The 20,914-nt window shown below is 46.0% G+C and carries 19 protein-coding genes; 3 read left to right on the forward strand and 16 right to left on the reverse strand.

From position 1 onward, the window contains the following. Nucleotides 1–14 precede the first annotated feature (14 nt). The 16 genes from BACSA_RS09170 to hpt form a co-directional block, all read right to left on the reverse strand. A complete protein-coding gene (locus BACSA_RS09170) occupies nt 15–1,223 on the reverse strand; it encodes an MFS transporter (RefSeq protein WP_013617827.1) in 1,209 nt (402 codons plus the stop codon). A 417-nt stretch (nt 1,224–1,640) separates the two neighbouring features. Beyond that, nucleotides 1,641–3,299 (reverse strand): thiamine pyrophosphate-binding protein, encoded by a 1,659-nt coding sequence (locus BACSA_RS09180; protein ID WP_013617829.1) that lies wholly within the window; start codon nt 3,297–3,299, stop codon nt 1,641–1,643. 28 nt (nt 3,300–3,327) lie between these two features. Beyond that, nucleotides 3,328–3,567: a tautomerase family protein gene (locus tag BACSA_RS09185; RefSeq protein WP_013617830.1), complete on the reverse strand. Its 240-nt coding sequence runs from the start codon at nt 3,565–3,567 to the stop codon at nt 3,328–3,330. Nucleotides 3,568–3,638: 71 nt separating this feature from the next. Then, nucleotides 3,639–4,412, reverse strand: a complete 774-nt coding sequence (locus tag BACSA_RS09190; protein WP_013617831.1) for a type 1 glutamine amidotransferase domain-containing protein — start codon at nt 4,410–4,412, stop codon at nt 3,639–3,641. Between the two features lie 59 nt (nt 4,413–4,471). Further along, nucleotides 4,472–5,785, reverse strand: coding sequence for a hypothetical protein (locus tag BACSA_RS09195; RefSeq protein WP_013617832.1), 1,314 nt, complete (start codon nt 5,783–5,785; stop codon nt 4,472–4,474). Nucleotides 5,786–5,800: 15 nt separating this feature from the next. Next, entirely contained in the window at nt 5,801–7,288 is a 1,488-nt protein-coding gene (locus BACSA_RS09200; RefSeq protein WP_013617833.1) for a hypothetical protein, read from the reverse strand. A 33-nt stretch (nt 7,289–7,321) separates the two neighbouring features. Beyond that, nucleotides 7,322–7,663 carry a cupin domain-containing protein gene (locus tag BACSA_RS18915; RefSeq protein ID WP_013617834.1) on the reverse strand — a complete coding sequence of 114 codons (342 nt, stop codon included), beginning with the start codon at nt 7,661–7,663 and terminating at the stop codon, nt 7,322–7,324. Nucleotides 7,664–7,697: 34 nt separating this feature from the next. Then, a complete protein-coding gene (locus BACSA_RS09210) occupies nt 7,698–8,993 on the reverse strand; it encodes a hypothetical protein (RefSeq protein ID WP_013617835.1) in 1,296 nt (431 codons plus the stop codon). 996 nt (nt 8,994–9,989) lie between these two features. Next, a complete protein-coding gene (locus tag BACSA_RS09220; protein ID WP_013617836.1) occupies nt 9,990–11,798 on the reverse strand; it encodes a helix-turn-helix domain-containing protein in 1,809 nt (602 codons plus the stop codon). 185 nt (nt 11,799–11,983) lie between these two features. Then, complete coding sequence (locus tag BACSA_RS09225) at nt 11,984–12,610, reverse strand: porin family protein (RefSeq protein ID WP_013617837.1); 627 nt, start codon at nt 12,608–12,610, stop codon at nt 11,984–11,986. Nucleotides 12,611–12,756: 146 nt separating this feature from the next. Then, nucleotides 12,757–12,945, reverse strand: a complete 189-nt coding sequence (locus BACSA_RS09230; RefSeq protein WP_013617838.1) for a hypothetical protein — start codon at nt 12,943–12,945, stop codon at nt 12,757–12,759. A 44-nt stretch (nt 12,946–12,989) separates the two neighbouring features. Continuing rightward, entirely contained in the window at nt 12,990–13,652 is a 663-nt protein-coding gene (locus BACSA_RS09235) for a B3/B4 domain-containing protein (RefSeq protein WP_013617839.1), read from the reverse strand. A 278-nt stretch (nt 13,653–13,930) separates the two neighbouring features. Further along, the gene (gene pgeF, locus BACSA_RS09240) at nt 13,931–14,743 is read right to left on the reverse strand and encodes a peptidoglycan editing factor PgeF (RefSeq protein ID WP_013617840.1); all 813 of its coding nucleotides are present in this window, start codon (nt 14,741–14,743) and stop codon (nt 13,931–13,933) included. Then, nucleotides 14,727–15,905 carry a GTPase ObgE gene (obgE, locus tag BACSA_RS09245; protein ID WP_013617841.1) on the reverse strand — a complete coding sequence of 393 codons (1,179 nt, stop codon included), beginning with the start codon at nt 15,903–15,905 and terminating at the stop codon, nt 14,727–14,729. The genes pgeF and obgE overlap by 17 nt, the downstream gene beginning before the upstream one ends. Nucleotides 15,906–16,158: 253 nt before the next feature. Further along, a complete protein-coding gene (locus BACSA_RS09250) occupies nt 16,159–16,728 on the reverse strand; it encodes an adenylate kinase (RefSeq protein ID WP_013617843.1) in 570 nt (189 codons plus the stop codon). A 41-nt stretch (nt 16,729–16,769) separates the two neighbouring features. After that, a complete protein-coding gene (gene hpt, locus BACSA_RS09255; RefSeq protein ID WP_013617844.1) occupies nt 16,770–17,306 on the reverse strand; it encodes a hypoxanthine phosphoribosyltransferase in 537 nt (178 codons plus the stop codon). Nucleotides 17,307–17,409: 103 nt separating this feature from the next. Here hpt and BACSA_RS09260 point away from each other — a divergent pair, with 103 nt between their 5' ends. The 3 genes from BACSA_RS09260 (at nt 17,410) to BACSA_RS09270 (ending at nt 20,905) form a co-directional block, all read left to right on the forward strand. Beyond that, nucleotides 17,410–18,927 (forward strand): bifunctional ADP-dependent NAD(P)H-hydrate dehydratase/NAD(P)H-hydrate epimerase, encoded by a 1,518-nt coding sequence (locus BACSA_RS09260; RefSeq protein ID WP_013617845.1) that lies wholly within the window; start codon nt 17,410–17,412, stop codon nt 18,925–18,927. A gap of 11 nt (nt 18,928–18,938) precedes the next feature. Next, complete coding sequence (locus BACSA_RS09265) at nt 18,939–19,982, forward strand: DUF4831 family protein (protein ID WP_013617846.1); 1,044 nt, start codon at nt 18,939–18,941, stop codon at nt 19,980–19,982. 101 nt (nt 19,983–20,083) lie between these two features. Continuing rightward, on the forward strand, nt 20,084–20,905 hold the full coding sequence (locus tag BACSA_RS09270) for a helix-turn-helix domain-containing protein (protein ID WP_013617847.1): 822 nt from the start codon (nt 20,084–20,086) through the stop codon (nt 20,903–20,905). The last annotated feature ends 9 nt before the right edge of the window (nt 20,906–20,914 follow it).

The raw sequence follows: 20,914 nt of genomic DNA on the forward strand, positions 1-20,914 counted from the left end.
AAATTCTTTCTACGTCACTTCGTAGATATGCAATTTTCTAACGGTTTTTTCGGCAAAGTATGAGCAAATGCCACCACCAAAAAACCGATTATCACAGAAGTAACGGCACACACAATAAAACGCATTCTACCAGAACCATCCATCGAATTATCTACAAACAAGTCCGTATAAAGCGGAGACACAAATTGTCCCACTTGAGCCACCGACATGATAATAGCTACTCCTAAAGTCCGCTGGCGCGGAGTGACAATGCGCGGCAAGAAAAGAGAAATGGGAGGCAAAGCGAAGCCGCCGCCAAGCCCCACGACCAAACATCCTGCCATCAAGACGCTATACGAATGAGAGCAAGCGATAATGACATATCCTGCCGCCATTATCACCGTGGCAAAAGGCATGGTCCAGTCTTTCAGATTCCGCATAATCCAAGCCAACAACACACCGGCAATAATCGCCGGGATACGCATCAGAGAAAGCGCATAGCCACACTCTTTCGCATTGCCGATACCCTCCACGTCCATAAACAACGCCAAGTCGGTATTTATCACAAAGTAACAAGCAAATATCATCATGGCAAAAAACGCTAAAACAAATATCTTCTTATTCATTCCCGTTTTCTTGCCTACACCACCTGCAGCATTTTTGGGGGAAGCCAACGGTGGAATAGAAGGCATAAACAAAGCGGTCAATACGATTGATATAACCACAAAGGCGTAACACAAGAACGAATAACGCCACGAAATACTTGCCAACACACCCGACAAACTCATAAAAAGCAAACCGCCCAACTGGTTAAAAGAGCCTTGTAAGCCCAAAAGCTTGCTACGTTTATTGGTATCCGGAGCAAAATCAAATATCAGTGAAGTGGATAAAGGAGTCATAATGCCTAAACCTATTCCGAAAAACAAACGCATTAACAACAAAAGCCGGAAATCGTTCACAAAACCTCCAGCCACACCAAATACAAGAAAAAGTATCATCCCGGTAAGCAAAAGCTTTTTCTTGTCTATCTTAGCAGTAAGACGCGCGGAAAACAATCCTATCGGCATCATTATCAACGTAGGCAAGGTTAAAACCAACTTGGCTTGTGTTTCCGAAATATGCGGGAATGCATCCCGTATAGCAGCCAAGGCAGGAGATACTGCCGTAGGTGCCATAATAGTAAGCACAGATACCGATAAAATAGACGGTATCAACATTTTCGAATATTTCTTTGTCTCTTCCATTTTTATATTCAATTATCCTCCCATTTTTTATAAGAACATGCGGACAGGCTTGCCTACAGTCACACTCAAGCGCAGATAATTCACCACGCCTCCTATATACGAAGGCTTATCCGCATTGTAACGACAAAGCATCATTGATAAACAACTTTCTGCCAAACACATGTGCCGATGATGAACCGGCATTATCATTCAGGAAAGATATGGTAGAATAAATATTTGTCCGATCCGGCAAAAGAATTTTCCGTGCCATGAATGTCCGTATTCAACCTGATTAATATGTCCGGAAAATGAATATATACTTCATAAGCAATTCCAGTTAACTGCTACAGCCCACGAAGATAACTGACTTGGCAAAGTAAGTATATATTCATTTTGCACACCATTGCTCCGGTTCATTACGGACATGCATTTTTATATTTATACCCTCCCCAAACTGAAAGGCGGATACACTTCACTATCTACCAACACATCAATAATGCAAGGCTTGTTCAACGCGATGGCATCCTGCAACGCCGGCAAGAATTCTTCCAATTTTTCTACCCTATATCCTTTCGCTCCACATGCTTCGGCATACTTCACAAAATCCGGATTCTCAAACTGCATATATGCCTCGTCATTATACATATTCAGCAAGAACTTCTTGATGATATTAAATTCACTGTTATTGAATATAATCCAAATAACAGGAATGTTATATTGCACTGCTGTCATCAATTCGAATCCTGCCATCTGATAGCATCCATCACCCACGCCTGCAATCACCACTTTATCCGGATTAGCGCATTTCACTCCCAAGCAGCCGTTCGTATGGCTTGCCATCGGTCCGAAACTTCCCGGATTCTGATAGCGCTGATTCTTATTCAACTGCAAATAACAGCTCAACCACAACATGTGCGAACCGGCATCACCCATTACAATGGCATTGTCTGGCAGATTCTGAGACAAGACACGGACGATATCTCCCGGAAAAATCCGTTGGGCATCCGTATGCACCGGTTCCTCATAATAATGTCTGTTGGGCAATGTACCGATTTGCAAGGAGGGCAAATTACGTTTCTCCAACAAAGGCAATAACTCCTGAAGTGCCAATTTGATATCGCTTACCACCGCTACATCAGCTTTATACACTTTATTGATTTCAGCCGGATCAATATTCACATGAATCAACTGTTTATTCGCATATAAATCCGGTTGGAATGAGAATGTAGCATTTTGAGCGAACGAATTTCCCATCGCGAGCACGACTTCCGCCTCCTGAAAATACGTATTAGCAGCCTTGTCACCCGATGTTCCATACATGCCTAAACACAAAGGATGATTCTCCGGCAATAATCCTTTGGCATCCATTGTCTGGACAAACGGTATTTGATACCTTTCTATTAATTGGAGCAATTCGCCGGATGCCTCACTACGCACGCAACCATAACCAATCATCGCCAGCACTTTCTTATTCTTACTGATTGCATCAGCCAATGCATCCGCCGCTTTTTGCAGAGCTTCTTCCGTTGCCTTAACCGCTTTTACACGGATGTTAATCGGACGGAAATTGGTTACTTCTGCCGTAGTCACATCTTTCGGTATATGGATATGCACCGGTCCCGGACGCCCGTCGAATGCTGTATTTATAGCGTCTTCCAAGATATCACACGTATCTTCTGCCCGCTCCAATACATACGATTTTTTAGTCGTAGCCGAAAACATCACCTGCGAATCAGGCGTACGGCTCAATCCTGTAGATTCGTTCAACGCACCTTTTCCCCGTTGTCCCATTGAAGTATATCCTGTTATAGCCAATATGGGCAACGAATCGGATAATGCTACCGCCATGCCTGAGAACAAATTAAACGCACCCGGACCTCCCGTCGCAAAGCACACACCCAAATTATTCGGGTTAAACATAGTGTAGCCACATGCCATGAACGACGCCGCCTGCTCATTGCGGATAATAACGGTCTTTATTTTTTTCGAATCGCGCAGAGCCAACAACATAGAGGCGTTTACCTGTCCGCTCCCTCCAAATACATAGCTCACGCCGATATCTTCCAGTGCTTTTACGATGGTTTGGTTTACATCCATAATAAATCCTTTTTATTATATGTTAGTTTTACTTCTGTTTATCAGCCCACTCATCCTCGTTAAACTTTGCTTTCGCGCTTTTAGGAGGATTCTCAGAAAATAATTTTCCGCCTGTAGCTGCCTCGTTCAAACCGTATCCGTTAAAAAAAAGATAAATACGGTCTTTAGGCACTCCGCTTACTTCGGAAAAGGTAGAGATGAACTTATCGGCTACAATCTTCTTTTGCTCGTCGGTCATCTCAATGCTATGAATTATTATTGCCGGCATTTTGCTTTTTGATTAAAAAAGGAATAAGTCATGTGCGGAATTAACCCCACACATGACTCTCCTTATAATTATTATTTAAGAGAATTCAACACTTTCACAATCATATCACCGTATGCGATAGATGATTCTACCGAAGTACCGGTAATAAACGGATGATCGTAATAAACTTGCGGGTCTTCACGACTTGCATTGATACGTGCTATACAAGCGCCGTTAGGACCTACAGCGTCACGAACCAAGTCTTCGATAGGCCACAAGAATCCCGGAGTAATCACATTCGTACCGCAATTGTCAGGAGTTGCACCATACAATTCGTATGACATAGCCATACCCGGACCATAGAAATCCCATGCACGTGGATGAGCACAAATCTTCTTGCCATACACAATCGACTTATAATCATTTTCCGGGTCGCGGAGGAATACCAATGTAGAAACGGCATAGCACAATGCAGCCACAATCTTACCGCTCTTATAAGCATCCATAATCAGCTTATGCAATTCCCAGCAATTACACATATCCAACATAGCACCCGGACCGCCAGTCAAAGCAATCGCATCATAATCAGCCATGTTTACTTCTGAGAATTTCAACGGATGTGCCCATTCTTCGCCATCTACCAATTCCTTGCAGCGGTCGCAAACTTCTTTCGGATTAGTCTTGATATTCTGTACACCGTCTACAAAATCAGGGTCTACACTGATTTGGAAAGGAAGCGGTTTCTTTCCTTGCGGAGTAGCCAAAGTCACTTCAAAACCAGCTTTCTTACATGCATCCCACGGAGCCTGCAATTCCTCACCCCATGAACCATAATTCGTTGCAATAATTAAAACTTTCTTTGCCATAATCTCAATAGGTATTTAAAATTAAACATACAGGGAAAAAACCTGCTTTTTTAACACTCTTACTTTGTAATAACCAATTTATCCGCATTCAGAACTTGGAAGGTATCGCCACGTTGCATCGCCTCGTCACGCTGATAAACCAAGCCTTCAGCTTTTACATCCGACACGGCATTATCTCCCGTCAGTGTCAAACGAGTATGCGCGAAATCAAAGATTCCGCTATTGCAGACAAACAAATCTTTCGTTTCTGTAAAGTTCCGGGCTTCCGTATGCCATTCGCCTATCTCTACATGATACGGAAAATCTTTAGCCGACTGAGCGTTTACGCCCACTTCCGCTACCAGAAAATCATAGGGCCCCGACTTTGACACCGTAATCGAGCCGGTATTTTCCATGCGATGAATATGTTCTTCCTTGCCTACCATCTCGCTATAGATACCAAACGCAACCGCCTTCGGAGTAGAAGCCTCGCTTCCTTCCAAATGAATCTTCACCGTACCCTTATTGACCAAAGGAGGAACAAGCTGGGTATTCGGCAATGAATGTTCATAAAAAGCACATGCCAAAGGATAAGATTGGTACAAGAACGACACCTTATTAACAATGAAATGCGCACGCGAAACAATATCAATATCTCCGGCATTAATCAAATGCGTATTGGCAAAACGGGCTATCGTCATGATTCTTCCTGTCGAATTGATTCGGATAGAACCATAATTGGCAATCGTTCCGCCAGTACCTGTTGTAGCCAACACACGGACGGTAGAAGCCTTCTCGACATCCACATTGATTTTCCCGTTATTGATGATGGTCACATTATTGACCGGAAGAGCGATGACACGGGTCTGTGTATCGAATGAGCCGTTACCCAACAATTCGATAGTCCCATTATTGATAACCGTCGAATTCTCACCCGCCAACAACGTTTCTCCATATACAGCCGTTTCCAAATCCTTCTCCTGATCGAAATAAATCCGGATAATTCCCTCGTTGATAATGGTCGAATCCTTACCGGCAGCCATGGCAAAACATTTCACGAAACGATATGTTCCGTTCGGGTCATCAGGCGTAGCCTTTACTTGCGCCTTATAAGCGTCAACAATGTCATGCATATGTATCTCGATGACGCCTTCATTTATCAAAGTCGCATTCGGAGCCAAACGCTGCTGTCCCGGATTTTCTTCATCATCCATCAATGCCGCCAAAGCATACAGAACGATATTACGCCCCTTAAGCACTTTACCGGCGGCAATCGCCTGCTCAGTAATATCCGCTACATTACCTGCCTCTGGCTTAGTGATAACCAGATGTTCACGGTTGACATAATACCCTGCGCTCCCTACACGGACACTTTTTCTTACTATATTTTCCATATTCTATTTTCTGTTTTATTTGTCAGACAAAGACACCTGATTATTTTCTTTATCCCATGTCAGATTAACATTTCTTTCATCAGCTGCTTTTATGTCAAAGTTTTCATATCCGGAATACTCATAACGAAACATCGTTCTTCCTCCATTATAAAGCAATGCTTCCGGAGCTACACTGTAAGAAGTTCCGTCCACATAATCTTCTCCTTTCTTCAGCAGCAATTCTCCTCCGCCAAAATCCATATTGACACCTTGACCGTAAAACAAATCCTGAGTTTGGGAAAAATCGCGTAACGTCGTATTCCAACGTCCCAGCTTAATGCAGCAAGCTTCTTCTCTTACCGCAGGACGAGTTATGAATCCAGCCTCTGCCATTCTGAAATCTATCGGACCGCTTTGTGACACTTCGATGCTTCCATCATTGATGACATTCACCTGCAAATCTCCCCCTCCGGCACTCATCAAGTCACAATACATGCCATAACCTTGACTTACCGAATTAGAGCGTTCACTTCCTTCAATGGCAATGCTGATACTGCCCCGGTTCACCAAAGAAGGCATCTGCGTACGTCCGTCCGACAAAGGGTCGTACATCGCACAAACGACAGGATTCTCAGCGTTGCCCACAGCGGTATATCCTTCAGGAAGGTCAACCATGGTCAAGTCAACCACACCATTGTTTATCAAATTAGAATCCCCGTAACGGGTCATGCAAAGTATATAACCAGGTAACCGCATCTGCATCGTACCATCGTTTATCACATTCGATTTAGTACCGCCCGTAGTAATCATACGCGCGTCTTCACACATATCCAATTCTGCGGTCATGACACCGTTATTGAATGCGGAAATGCTATTACCGAATGTTGCCATACCACGCAAACGGGTAGCTACAGAACCGTTTCCATAAAAATGAATTTCGCCGTTATTAATCATCGATGAGTTTCCGCCTCCGTTCATTCCCATGACATAAATCGTAGAAGTCACAGACGGATCATGGTCAAAATACACATTGATGACCCCTTCATTAATAATCGTACTATTCGTTCCGACAAACATGGCGATCAAACGAAGATAAGTATAAGGACGTTCCGGGTCATCCGGAGTCTGAATCTGGTCCTTATACCGTTCCACTAAGTCTTTGGTATGAATGGTAATGGTTCCCCGATTGATAAGCACCACATCCTCTACCGTATTCAACGTATCCATTGCAAGCATCCCGCCATTATCCGTAAAGTTAATGCCAGCCATAGCGCAACAATTAAGCGTTGTCTCCGTCACACGGCCACTTGTCGTCAGAATAGTGGAAGTCATTTCGAATACCACATCGTCCTCGCTCATCCCCAAGACAATATCTTTCGTATTGACCACCGTAGTACCCGACTCACCCGTTATCAATATTTCTTCCTCTTCTTCCGGAACGAATACAGGCTCTTCATCCTCCGAGCAAGACGATATGGCAAACAGCAATATGCCCCAAAACCATAATCCAATAATTTTTTTCATCGAGAATCAACTATTTTGGTCCGATACTCATGCTTATTTATCCCACGGAAAAACTGTCTTGACCGGAGCGAACACATCAATGGCTTCCGTTTCACCTATAGCTACAAAACCATGAGGCACATCTGCGGGAACCAAATAAGCATCGCCTTCTTTCAGTTCATATTCCTTATCGCCAATCGTAAGGCGGAAACCACCCTTGATGACATATCCGAATTGTTCCTGCGGATGCGTATGCATACCTACCACACTTTGGTCAGACATATTCCAGTGCAATACATTCAGATTCTTGCCCATGGCGAAATCTTGACGGATTACACCTTTACCCATATCTACTTTTTCTACTTCTTTGTGATTAATCACCATCTTGTTGTCCATAATTCTCTATATTTTAATGATATAACATTCATTCCTACTTGCTGATTATACATGTGTCACCCCGATGCAAAGCAACAGGAAGCTGATAAACCAATTCAGATACATCAGGCAGTACACCTCCATCCTCCAATATTAAGTTTAGCTCCGACAAGTCAAAACACGCACTTTGGCACACGAACAAGTCGTGTGTCTGCGAGAAGTCACGGCTGTGCGTTTTCCACGTACCGATTTTCAACTTCACCGGATTGTCTTCTTTCAACTGCATGTTCACGCCCAATTCTCCCGTTACATAATTCACAGGTCCTTCTTGAGTTACTTCCACTGTCCCTTCATTGGAAACGAAACGAACCGGAGTTTCCCCATTATCTTTATTTTCCATCTGATAATAAAATCCGAAAGCAATCGCATCAGGACCAGAAGCTTTGCTACCTATCAAATGCACCTTAATCACTCCCCTATTGACTATCGGACTCGGCAATAAAGCACCCGGACGGAAATGCTCATACATACCCGTGGCCATTGGCGGGAAATTAAATAAATAAGGAATCTTCCCTTCAATCAAAGTGGCCAATGAAGTAACATAAATTTCACCGTCATTAAGCATTTGTGTACCTGTCACGCTTCCCATCGTCATCACACGTCCGGCCACACGCACTTCAATACGCCCTTTATTCCAAAGCGAACCATACATACCGGCTGTATGTAACACACGGGTTTGGAAAGCACGTTCCACATCTACCGTAATCAGTCCTTCATTCACCACATGCAAATGGTCGGCTACACCTCCTACACCACGCACCAATGCTTGCCAGGAACCATTGCCATAGAAATGAATTTCTCCTTTATTAACCAACATCGAATCAGCTTCCGCCCACATGGCACAACAATACATCGTAGTCTCGGCATCGGCGTCATGATCCATATAGACATTAATGACACCTTCGTTTATCAATACCGAATTTGCACCTGCAGCCATTGCATACCCACGCAAGGCATCGACCTGATAAGCATCCCCACACCGCTGTGCATTCCGAATATGAGCAGCATACAATTCTTTGAAATGAATGTCAATGACACCTTTATTTATAAGAGTAGCATTCGGAGCCAACATCATATCTCCTGGCGAAGAAGGATCTTCCGTCAATGCCACCAATCCGCAAATCACATTATTCTGCAGCTTCCGGCTGACATTGAATTGTGCTCCGGCGGCATAACGATAAATAAACAGATTCTGTTCCGAGGCATCTTCTATGCTTAAATGAAGTTCATTGACAGCATAAGCTCCTTCTCCAACTATCATCGCTTGAGGTGATACGATATTTTGTTTCATATCTGATTTCTGTTTTATTCAATTCATAAAATTTATTTTTGCTCAAATGCATGTCAAAGCTAGTACAAATTAAAGACTTGACCTACCTCTTGCTTCTACACTTTATTTCAAAAAGTCCGAAAAGATGTATCAAACGCCTCTTAATGCAATATCAAAATGTCCTAAATGAATATCAAAAAGTCTATTTATCACTACTTGCTATTGATTTACAACAGCCTGCAACATGCAATATATAATACATCACTTTTTCAGATTACATTTTAAACCTATTTTGTCTGGACACAAAATTCACCCATTAAATAAAAAACAAAATGTAGCTTATGGGCGTAAATATACTCATTATTTTATTTAAACGCAATCTTTTTAATGTATATTCATCATATTAAGAACAAAGTTAGGCAGTACAAGTTAACATGCCCTACAATGTGGGCTAGAAAAGTTTCATGAAAATCACCACTATGTCTCACGAAAATCACATCAGGCAAGCAATAAACTGATTATCAAAAGTTCTCTCCTTTCAGAAACTGTTTTGAATTAATCAAAGAATCAAAACAGTTAAAGTTGCTGATTGGGTCATATTATCAATCCAAATGGTATCTTTTTATAGTTTCCATCTCAAAACCGTACGTTCTCCAATTGAAAACCGTACGTTCTCGATATGAAAACCGTACGGTTTCCATATGGAGAACGTAAAAAGAAGACAGTTTGAAACAGATACTGAACCTTTCAATCATACATTGATTTGTATCTGCCAAACAAACTTATCGGAGAAATTAAGGAGCTGTTTTGAAATGTGCAAGGTATCCGTCACCTCTTTAAACGGATGTTTCCGGTTCCTCGCTTGCGGTTCTAAAATCTTTGGTATAACTTGCCACTGTTTTTCAATCAGGTCGGGTGGATAGTGTGTCATTCCTGTGTCTTTCCGTGTTTTCTGTGTTCCATTAAAATGCACAATTTCATACCGCGTGAAGTATAAATCAATTCAAAAACAGTTTCTTATTTTTCCTCGTCCAACGAAAGTTCTCTGCTTCTAAATTCAGAAGGCTTCATGCCATACCGCTTATGGAACTGGATATTAAAAGCTCCTTTAGACATTTGAGCTTCTTTGGCGATTGCGTCCAACGTCCACTGTGGGTGCTCACGCATTAAGCGGACAGCATAATCAAGGCGGCAATTTTGTATGTACTGGGAAAAGCTGCAACCGGCAAACACCTTAAACAAAACCGCAAACTTATTGGCTGGGACATGAATCTCTTTCAACAATTCCTTCTTGTTAAATCCCGGACACAGATACAGCCGGCGGCTCATGATTTCATAACTCACACGGTCGTATAATGCACGGTCTCTTTCCGTTAATTCCGGAAGGGAAGGCACATCGTCTGCTTCTTCTTCCGCACCTGCCGTCTCAGGCTCCGGATTATCCGGCGCGTTATCCAACCGCTGCAGTTCTTCCCGCAAACGGATATTTTCTTCTTGGCGGATAAAAAGCTCATCTTTGTAAGCCATCAGTTCGTCAATCGTCCGCGCCATCGTATCATTTTTCAAACGGATTGTGCGGTTCGATTTCAATATATGGCGGATATATAAGCACGCTACAACCAAAATAACGATAAAACAGACAATATACATGTTGCGCTTCTGAATGGAAGCCGCCTGCCGCTCTATCCGGTACGCCTGTTCATCCGTCTTATAAATCTCGGCAAGCTCCAACGCATCTTCTTTCCTCTCCTTTTTGCGAAGCGAATCAATCAGGGCAAGCATCGTCTCCTGCACACGCGAAGCCGCCTTCCAATCTCCCTTTCCCTGATAAGCCTCCAGCTCGGTCTGCAAATGCGGATTGATGTAATCCCAATTGACCGTATCTGTGGTCTCTTTCAAGATTTGTTTTTCGCGCCCTATATAATAAAGGGCTTCATCGAAACGTTTTGCCAATATCAAGCAAGGAATGCGGATATACTCCCCATCGGATGTAGAGGAATAAGCGTTCTGTTCCACCCTACGGTACAGGCTGTCCCCTTCCGCCTTGTTCCCTATTGTGTACGCTATACAACAATAAACCACGTCCGTCTCGGCACGACGCATGTCAAAAATACCTTCGGGCGTATCTTCACTCGCCTCCAGTCCGCGTAAAGCCTTCGCAATAAGGGGACGCATGGCAAGGGCTTCTGCGTAACGGTCTTTGTCCCACAACAACGAAACTTTCATGCCAAGCGCATAAAAAAGGTCATCCCATGTCTTATAGCAAGGATGCTTACGGACTTCCTCATCCAATATGCCGATAGCAAGGTTCATGTGCCGGAAAGCCTCATCGTATTGTTCCATTTCCATCAGGTTCATCCCCCACATGACATGCAGGTTCGCCTCGTATGTCTTGTCCCCGGTCTCTTGTATTAGCTTCATCCCTTCGGCACAATATTTCACACTCCCGGCATAATCTCCGTTATTGTGACAATCTTCTGCCATCGTAAACACAAGCGACAAAAAACGTTCGGGGTCTTTGCGTGACTCAGGCAGCGCATATGCCTTACGCGCATAAAACAAAGCCGTCTTATAATGCGACAAACCATTATGATAAACAAAACAACGCAAATCGTTAATGTCGAAGGGGGAAAGCAAGCGCCGGTCTTCTGCCGTATCAAGCAAAGCCAGCGCCTCGTCCGGACGGACAAATGTTATCTGCTGTATATGTCCGGCCGTATACAAACTGTCCCACCCCGTTTCCTTTCCCCGATGGGGGTCAGAGACACAGGCACTGAGAAGAATTGCCGTCAGCAAAGAACATATAGCAAACACCGTCTTACCCATATTGAATCTATTTATCCGTCCGCAAACTTACAATAAATTGTGGAATATCCAACGGATAAAATACATAATGAGAAGATTAATGTAATAAAAATAACGGAATGACGTTTCGTTAACCTAGTTAGTCACGGCGATTACGCCGGATTACAAAATCCGGCGTAACAAGCATCATCCGAAAGCGAAAGGGATTAGAACTTGAAGCCTGCGCTGAAGAAGAGGTCATAATTACGCGGGCCGTCCTTATAAAGCCTGCACAAGCCGAAATCGGCATCCACGCCCACTATCCAATGGGGGAAATCGAGCGCGGCACCGATTCCGATACCGGCATCGAAGCGGCGGAAGCCGTCCCAAATTTGAGTCCCGCCGACATCTCCATCCTTAAACGTTTTCCATGACATAGTCATGTCATCCACATCAACTTCCGTTTTACCGTTTACGCCTACGGCGATATACGGGCCTGCCGTAAATACCAAATCAAAATTATCGGTGGCGCGCATGTGGAACGCCGCCATCAAGGGAACCTGAAAATAATTCTGGTTTATCTGCACATCGCTGTTTACGCCTTGTGAAGAAATGTCCGACTTAACCCCCTTCGAGACCCAGCTCAGCCCGGGCTGGAAAGAGAACCATGCGTTCAACGGGATATCTGCCGATATTCCGACACGCGGATTGAACAACGCATTCGAACCCTTTGCCGCATCACCCGTCCAGCCGCTCATGCCGATGCCCACCTCGAACATCATCGTCGGCCTCATCTGTGCCGACACCGTAAGCATCGACAACATACATACCGCTAACAGAAATAACTTTTTCATACGCTTATCATTTTAGTTTGTTTTGCATAGAACAAATATAAGGCTTTTAATCGGTATGCAAAACAAAAAACGGCGATATTGCACAGAAATCATTACGTTTCGACAAAGTTTTTCTTCCGGAGACGCGGAGGAATGCATGCATCCGGTCAACCGTTTTTATGCCGGTTGGCACGGCGGCGGCGGTATTCCGCCTTCATCTTTGCCGAACCGGAGCCGTGCGCACCGGTGATATAGCCTTTCTTTTTTGCCTTTGTCTTTACTTTCTCTTCTTTCTTCTTTTTCGGAGCGGCGCCCTTAAAGACAATCCTTTCCGTTAAAATTTTCTCTATATCCATAGGTTTTGGGTTTTATTCAATTAGGTAAAATGCGGATATTCATTTTATTCAAAATAAACAATCTCTATGTCTTGGGCCTCTGCAAACTCTTTCATCAGCCCTACCATATAATCGACGGATTCGGCCAGCCCCTCGCTCCCGCCATACGCATTCATTATCGCCAACACGTGCGTGGTGCCGATGCTCATCTTTGTCCGTTCGTGGTCGCTGGTAGGGGTACCGATTCCGCCCGCCGCATCCCGGTAGACCGGCATGCCCTCGATGTTCAGCGTGCCCCTGCCGATGCCTTCGTATGGTTCGCCCGCCCGTCCGATACCCAGCACCAGGCGGTCGCCCTGAATCTTGTCGCGGTCGAAACCTCCTATCGAATTCCCGCTATAGATAGAAGCCAGGTTTATCAAGTCGACCAGCGTGTCAATCTGATACAACGGGATGCCCCGCAAGATGCGCCGGCACAACGCCTCGGACGAAGGGCGGTAGCGGCTGGGGTCTTTCCCGCATTTCTTATAAGCCTGGCGGGTGGCCTGAATGGCAGGCATTTCCTTGATGGAATCGACGGTATATTTCGCGCGATACAGGGCGGTAAACTCGTCAATCCGTTTCCATAATCCGGCATTGTAAGCCGAATTCTTTACCGTAGCAAATACTGCCGCTCCCCGGAACTGAGGCCATGCGCGGCGTAATTCGTCTGATACTTCTATTTGCATAAGTTTTTTTGAGTTCGTAAGTTTTTGAGTTTGTAAGTTTCCAATGTCACGCTGGATTTGTAATCCAGCGTAATCAAGCCCTTGCGGAACCGTAGGTCGGCGAAGCCAATTGCAATCCGCATTATCAGCTATTGGGTTCGGATTACAAATCCGATGCTTTCATTACGCCGGATTACAAATCCGGCGTGACCAAAATCCGGCGTGACCCAAAAAAATAATAATCCGCGAAAATCTGCGTTAATCTGCGTTTCTGAGCAGACACATTATATACTTAAAACTCAACACATCATTATGCCCGACAATATCCGCCCGGAAGCGGTGCCTTGCCTGCGTGCGGAGAAAAAGTCTTCATTATCCGTATACGTACAGATGCCGCTCACTTCGATACGGGACGGCTCTATGCCGAAAGCCATGAGCTGCATCCGGTTGGCTTCCCATAAGTCGATGTGCCACTTCTCTTTACGGACGGCTATGCGCTCCATATCGAAGCCTGCCCGGCGGAACGCCTCGCAGACCTCATCGCCTACCTCGAACGCTTCTTGCGAAATGCCGGGGCCGATGCAGGCGCAAACGTCTTTCCCTTCCGTCCCGTAGGCTTGACGCATCTTTTCCAAGGTTTTGCTTACGATGCGCGACACCGTCCCGCGCCAACCGGCATGGATTGCGGCTATCGCCCGGCGGCGGACATCATAGCACAACACGGGGATGCAGTCGGCGGTAGAGATGCACAGGCAGGCTTTCGGCACATCGCTCACCAGCGCATCCACCCCTTCGAGCAGACGCGCCTTTTCGCTTTCAGGCTTCCGCAAAAAAGCCTCGTCTATCACCCGCACTTCCGTTCCGTGTACCTGGTGCGGAATCAGCAATCCGGCGTCCTCGGGCAACAACGAGCAAAGCAACCCGCGGTTTTTCCTTACGGCATCGCAAGCGTCACCGCAATAGGCGTTGCAATTGAATGTGGCGTACGCCCCTTCGCTATACCCTCCATGACGGGTCGTAGAGAAACAAAAAATGTTGGAATACAATTCCGTCAAACCGTATTTCAACATTCTTTTATCGCTGGTCAGCCGTCCGTCATTTTTCCGGTTCATCGTCCCAATCTTCCTCCTCGTATTCATAATCGAAGTCGTCATCGTCTTCTTCATACGCATATCCGAAGTCTTCGTCTTCGCCCATTTCCTTCAATTCCTGAGACAACGCACTGATGTCTTTCGGGCGGTGCACAATCGAGGCGTGGCGCAAGCCCTCCAGCTGATTGCTGTCCTTATTCAATTCGGTCCACAGGATATCTTTCAATTCCTGAATGCCCATGCCCGTAACGGAAGAAATAAACACGTGGGGCACATTTTCGGGAAGCGTCGGCTTCAGCATCTCCATCAGCTCCTCGTCGAGCACATCACACTTCGTAACGGCAAGCACGCGCTGCTTGTCAAGCATTTCGGGATTGAACTTCGCCAGCTCATTCAACAGCACATCATATTCATGACGGATGTCATCGGCATCGCCCGGCACCATGAACAGCAGCAAAGAGTTGCGCTCGATATGGCGCAAGAAGCGCAAGCCAAGCCCTTTCCCTTCGCTCGCCCCTTCGATGATGCCCGGAATATCCGCCATCACAAACGATTTCCCGTCGCGATAAGACACGATGCCCAGGTTTGGCTCGAGCGTCGTAAAAGGATAATCGGCTATCTTCGGACGGGCTGCGGAAATCGTAGAAAGCAAGGTCGACTTGCCGGCATTGGGAAATCCCACCAAACCGACATCGGCAAGCAGCTTCAACTCCAATATCACCATCATCTCCTGCATCGGTTCGCCCGGCTGGGCAAAACGGGGAGCCTGACGGGTGGGCGTGCGGAAATGCCAGTTTCCCAAGCCTCCACGGCCGCCTTTCAAGAGCACCACTTCCTGCCCGTGTTCGGTAATGTCGCACACGTATTCGCCGGTCTCGGCATTGTATGCCACCGTCCCGCAGGGCACTTCGATAATCTTATCGGCACCGTCTTTCCCGAAGCTCCTGCTTTTCGAGCCGTTTCCTCCGTGCTCGGCAAATACATGGCGCTCGTATTTCAAATGGAGCAACGTCCAATAGTTGCGGTTTCCCCGCAAAATCACATGACCTCCTCTTCCGCCGTCTCCCCCGTCGGGACCGCCATTAGGCATGTACTTCTCCCGACGCAAGTGTGCAGACCCGCGCCCTCCCTTGCCGGAGCGGCAATATATCTTCACATAATCTACAAAATTCGATTCAGCCATACGATGTAAGTTATTGAGTTTGTAAGTTCTTAAGTTTGTGAGTTATTGAGTTTGACTTGTCACGCTGGATTTGCAATCCAGCGTAATCAAACCTTTGCGGATTTGCAATCCGCATTGTCAGTAAATGGTTTCGGATTATAAATCCGATTCTTTCATTACGCCGGATTGCAAATCCGGCGTGACAAGTGTTTTTAAGTTTCCGAGTCATGCCGCTAAAAACTTATCAACCCAAAAACTTAAAAACTTATTCGCCTTACAGGCTCTCTACCGCCTTGCAGATGTCTGCAAAAATCCCGTCCATCGTGCCCAAGCCGTTGATGTGCAGGTACTTACCGTCGTTCTTGTACCAGTCAATCAGCGGAGCGGTCTGCGAATGATACACCACCAGGCGTTTCTTGATGGTTTCTTCGTTATCATCGGCACGTCCGGTTTCCTGCCCGCGCTTGATCAGGCGGACCATCAGTTCGTCTTCGGGCACTTCCAAATCCAACATGATTGAAACTTCCTGCCCGCGTTCGTCCAACATCTTCTTCAAGGCTTCGGCTTGCGCAATGGTGCGGGGGAAACCGTCGAAGATAACGCCTTTGCTGTCCTTAAAACTATCGAACACACTTGCAAGTATATCAATCATCAAGGCATCGGGTATGAGCTGGCCGTTGCTTATGTATTCGTTAGCCGTCTTGCCTAACTCCGTCCCGTTCTTTATCTCGGCACGCAACACATCTCCCGTAGAAATGTGGTTCAAGCCATATTTTTCTACAATACGCGCGCTCTGAGTCCCTTTGCCCGAACCCGGAGCTCCAAAAATTACAATATTCAACATCTTGTTTACCTTATTATTAAATAATACAATAAAAAATGCGATTACTCTACTACGGAATAAATGTCCCGATAGTTGCGCCCGAAACCTTCATAGTCTAACCCGTATCCTACGATAAAATCGTTCGGGATACGCATCGCCACATAAGGAATATCCAAATCCACCTTCAGCTTGTCGGGCTTCACCAGCAGCGTGGCTATCCGGATTTCCTTCGGATTCCGCGCGCGAAGCGTTTCCAGCAGGCGCTGCATCGTCAAGCCCGTGTCTACAATATCCTCCACGATTACCACTGTACGCCCAGCGATGTCTTCGCCCAGCCCTACCAGTTCTTTTATCTTCCCGGAGGAAGACATTCCCTCGTACGAAGCCAGCTTTACGAATGAGATTTCACAAGGTATCGTAAGCCGTTTCATCAAATCGGCAGTAAACATAAAAGAGCCGTTCAACACACTGATAAAGAGCGGATTGGCATCCGCCAAATCCCGATTGATTTCACTTGCCACACGCTCTACCTCCTTCAGGATATCGGCTTCCGGAATAAACGTTTTAAACTGCTTTTCCTTGATCTGAATAACATCCATACTGATACTGCTTTATAAAATTGGGACAAAATTACGAATTTTCCCTCAAACTTCTGTACTTTTTTTGTACTTTTACCCGCAAAACAGCTATTAAGACATAAAGATGAAAATACTTACTTGTACACAACAGAAAGAGGCGGATGCATATACCATCGCCAACAACAACATACTTTCCATTAACCTGATGGAAAAAGCGGCATCGCTCGTCGCCGATGAAATCTGTAAACGCTGGGACCGCTCGCACCGCATCATCGTGTTTGCCGGAGCGGGAAATAACGGTGGAGACGCCGTAGCTGCCGCACGCATCCTGTTTACGAAAAATTATGATGTGGAGGTCTACTTGTTCAATATCAAAGGTACAATCTCGGAAGATTGCATGACCAATATCCAACGCCTTCAGGAATGCGGCTTCACGGCTTATCACGAGATTAGCAACAGCTTCGAGCCCCCCAAACTGGAAGCCGAAGACGTAGTAATAGACGGCCTGTTCGGCTCGGGACTGAACAAGCCTCTGAGCGGCGGCTTCGCATCCGTAGTAAAATACATCAATGCCTCCAGCGCGCAAGTGGTCTCCATCGACCTTCCTTCAGGGCTAATGGGCGAAGACAACTCGAACAACGCCCGCGCCAACATCATCCGGGCAAACCTGACCCTAAGCATACAATTTCCCAAACTCGCCTTCCTCTTCCCCGAGAACGAAGACATCGTAGGCGAATGGAAGCTGCTTCACATTGGCATCAGCCCCGAATTCATCGCGCAGGCAGATACACCTTATTATATTACCGAAGCGCAAGACGTGAGCCAGCTCATCAGGTCGAGAAAGCGTTTCGCGTTCAAGAACAACTTCGGACACGCCCTGCTTATAGCCGGCTCAAACGGAATGGCAGGGGCTTCTATCCTGGCGGCACGCGCCTGCCTGCGCTCGGGAGTGGGGCTGCTCACCGTACACACTCCCGTATGCAACCACGACATCCTGCAAACGGCTGTACCCGAAGCCATGGTGCAGAACGACGTGCATGAACATTACTTCGCCGAACCGGTCGACCTCGACAACTACCAAGCCATCGCCATCGGACCGGGCATCGGCCAGGAAGAAGAAACGGCACTTGCCACCTTCGACCAGCTTGCAGACTGTTATATCCCCGCCATACTGGACGCGGATGCCATCAACATCATAAGCTCGCACCGCAATTACCTGAACCGCCTGCCCCGCCAAAGCATCCTCACCCCGCATATAGGCGAACTGGAACGCATCATCGGAAAGTGCAACAACAGCTTCGAACGGCTGACAAAAGCCAAAGAGCTTGCCGCTTACCTGCAATGCTACATCGTATTGAAAGGCGCCTACACGGCGGTAATCACCCCCGAAGGGAAATTCTATTTCAATCCTACGGGAAACCCGGGCATGGCTACGGGAGGAAGCGGAGACGTATTGACTGGAATCATCCTTGCCCTATTGGCACAAGGATACCCGCAAGAAAACGCCGCACGCCTGGGGACATATATCCACGGACTTGCCGGCGACATCGCCTGCCGGCGCATGGGAGAAATCTCTCTGACCGCCGGCGACATCATTGACGCATTACCCGAAGCATGGAAAATTCTTTCAGAAATCAAATAATGAGACGTAATATGAAAAAAAACGTTTTTGCGCTAAGCCTCCTTGCATGCACGGCGCCCATCGCCGCACAAGACATCAGCCCGTACCTTCCGGGCGAAGACGAAGGCATCGTCTATTTCCTGCCGAAAACAATGCTGGAAGTAAACGTGATAGCCACACGCGTCACGTATCATCCCGGAGAATTATGCCAATACGCAAACCAGTATTTACGGATGAACAACGTAAGTCCCGAACCGGAAACGTATTGGGAAATCAAGCAAATAGAAGTACGTTCCGCAGGAGTGCCCGACTCTACAAAAGCCTACCTCGTCAAATTGAAGGACAAAAGCAGCATGAGCAACGTGGAACTGACCGAAGAAGGGCTGATTGAAGCGATTAACACTTCCGCACCCGAAAAAATGCCGATGGAATACGTGCTCGAAAAGCCGCAAAAGCACGAGAACCCACGCAGATACATGACCGAGGACATCTTGCTGGCAGGGTCTTCCGCCAAGATGGCAGACCTTACCGCCAAGGAAATCTATAACATCCGGGAAAGCAAAAACCTGATTTTACGCGGACAGGCAGATGCCATGCCTAAAGACGGGGCTTCCCTTCAATTGGTTATCGACAACCTGGACACACAGGAAAAAGCACTGACCCAGCTCTTTACCGGAACGACCGACCGTGAAGACAAAGTGTTCACCGCCCATATCGTCCCCCAAGACGGACTTACCGATAAAGTCGCACTGCGCTTTTCCCGTTCCTTAGGCGTCCTTCCAGCCGAAGATTTAGCGGGAGAGCCTATCTACATCAACCTGAAAAGCACCGTGCCGCTCCCCACTGTTACTGAAGACAATAAGAAAAAGAAAAAACTGGAAGGGGCTATCTACAATATTCCGGGCAAAGGGAAAGTAACGGTCAGCTACCAGGGAAAGACATGCTTTGAAGCTGAATTGCCTATCACACAATTCGGAACAACCGAAGTATTGGTCAACGATTTATTTAAAAAAGTCAATACCCGCGTCATTTTCAATCCCGAAACCGGAAGCATCCTGAAAATAGACAAAGACTAAGTCACGTCGATAGATTAAAAATATAGCTGCAAATGCAATAACTTGCAGCTATATTTTTACCCGTAATCAATAAGAAACGGCAAAAGCCTTACCTTTGTAAAATGATTCTAGAGGATTTCAAATTTTACAAGCCATGTAAGTTACTGCAACCTTACGTCAGGTATTATTGGGTATTCAAAAGCAATCAACCGCTGAATACCCTTACTTTTCCTATTGGTTGTCCTCAAATCATTTTTCATAAACAGACACCGCTCTATATCCCTGAACTAAACACGACCCAAGACAGACTGGCTATCAGCGGTCAGGTTAATTTCCCGTCACACCTATATGCAAACGGAAACGTAGAAATGATAGTGGTGGTATTCCACCCTCACACGATGAGTCTGTTTCTGAATTTACCCACATCGCTTTTCTACAACCAAGAGGTTTCCGGCTATAGCTTGGAAAATAAGAAATTGAATGAACTGGCTATACGAATATCCGGTTGTGAAGATAATTCTGTCTGTATAAACTATATCGAAAAATGGTTATTGTCACAAATTGCCAACAACTTGTCCGAAACTTCATATAACATCAAGAGAATGGATGCTGCTATACGGCAGATATACAGTTTTCCTCAAACAACCGTAACCGAATTGTCTTCCATTACCTGTCTAAGCAAAAAACAGTTTGAACGGTTATTCCATTCATTGGTGGGCATGAATCCCAAAGAATATGCCCGTATCGCCCGATTCCAAAAGGCTTTGGCACAAATGCAGCATCAAACGGGCAAAGAAATTAGCCAGGCACAAATAGCATACACAAGCGGCTATTCCGACCAATCGCACTTCATACGCGAGTTTAAGAAGCTCAGCGGATATACACCTATGTCTTTATTAAAAGTTTCAGCCCCTTATTCTGATTTGTTCACCAATCCTGTATAAATCTCCCAT

The organism is Phocaeicola salanitronis DSM 18170 (assembly GCF_000190575.1).
Lineage (GTDB): Bacteria > Bacteroidota > Bacteroidia > Bacteroidales > Bacteroidaceae > Phocaeicola > Phocaeicola salanitronis.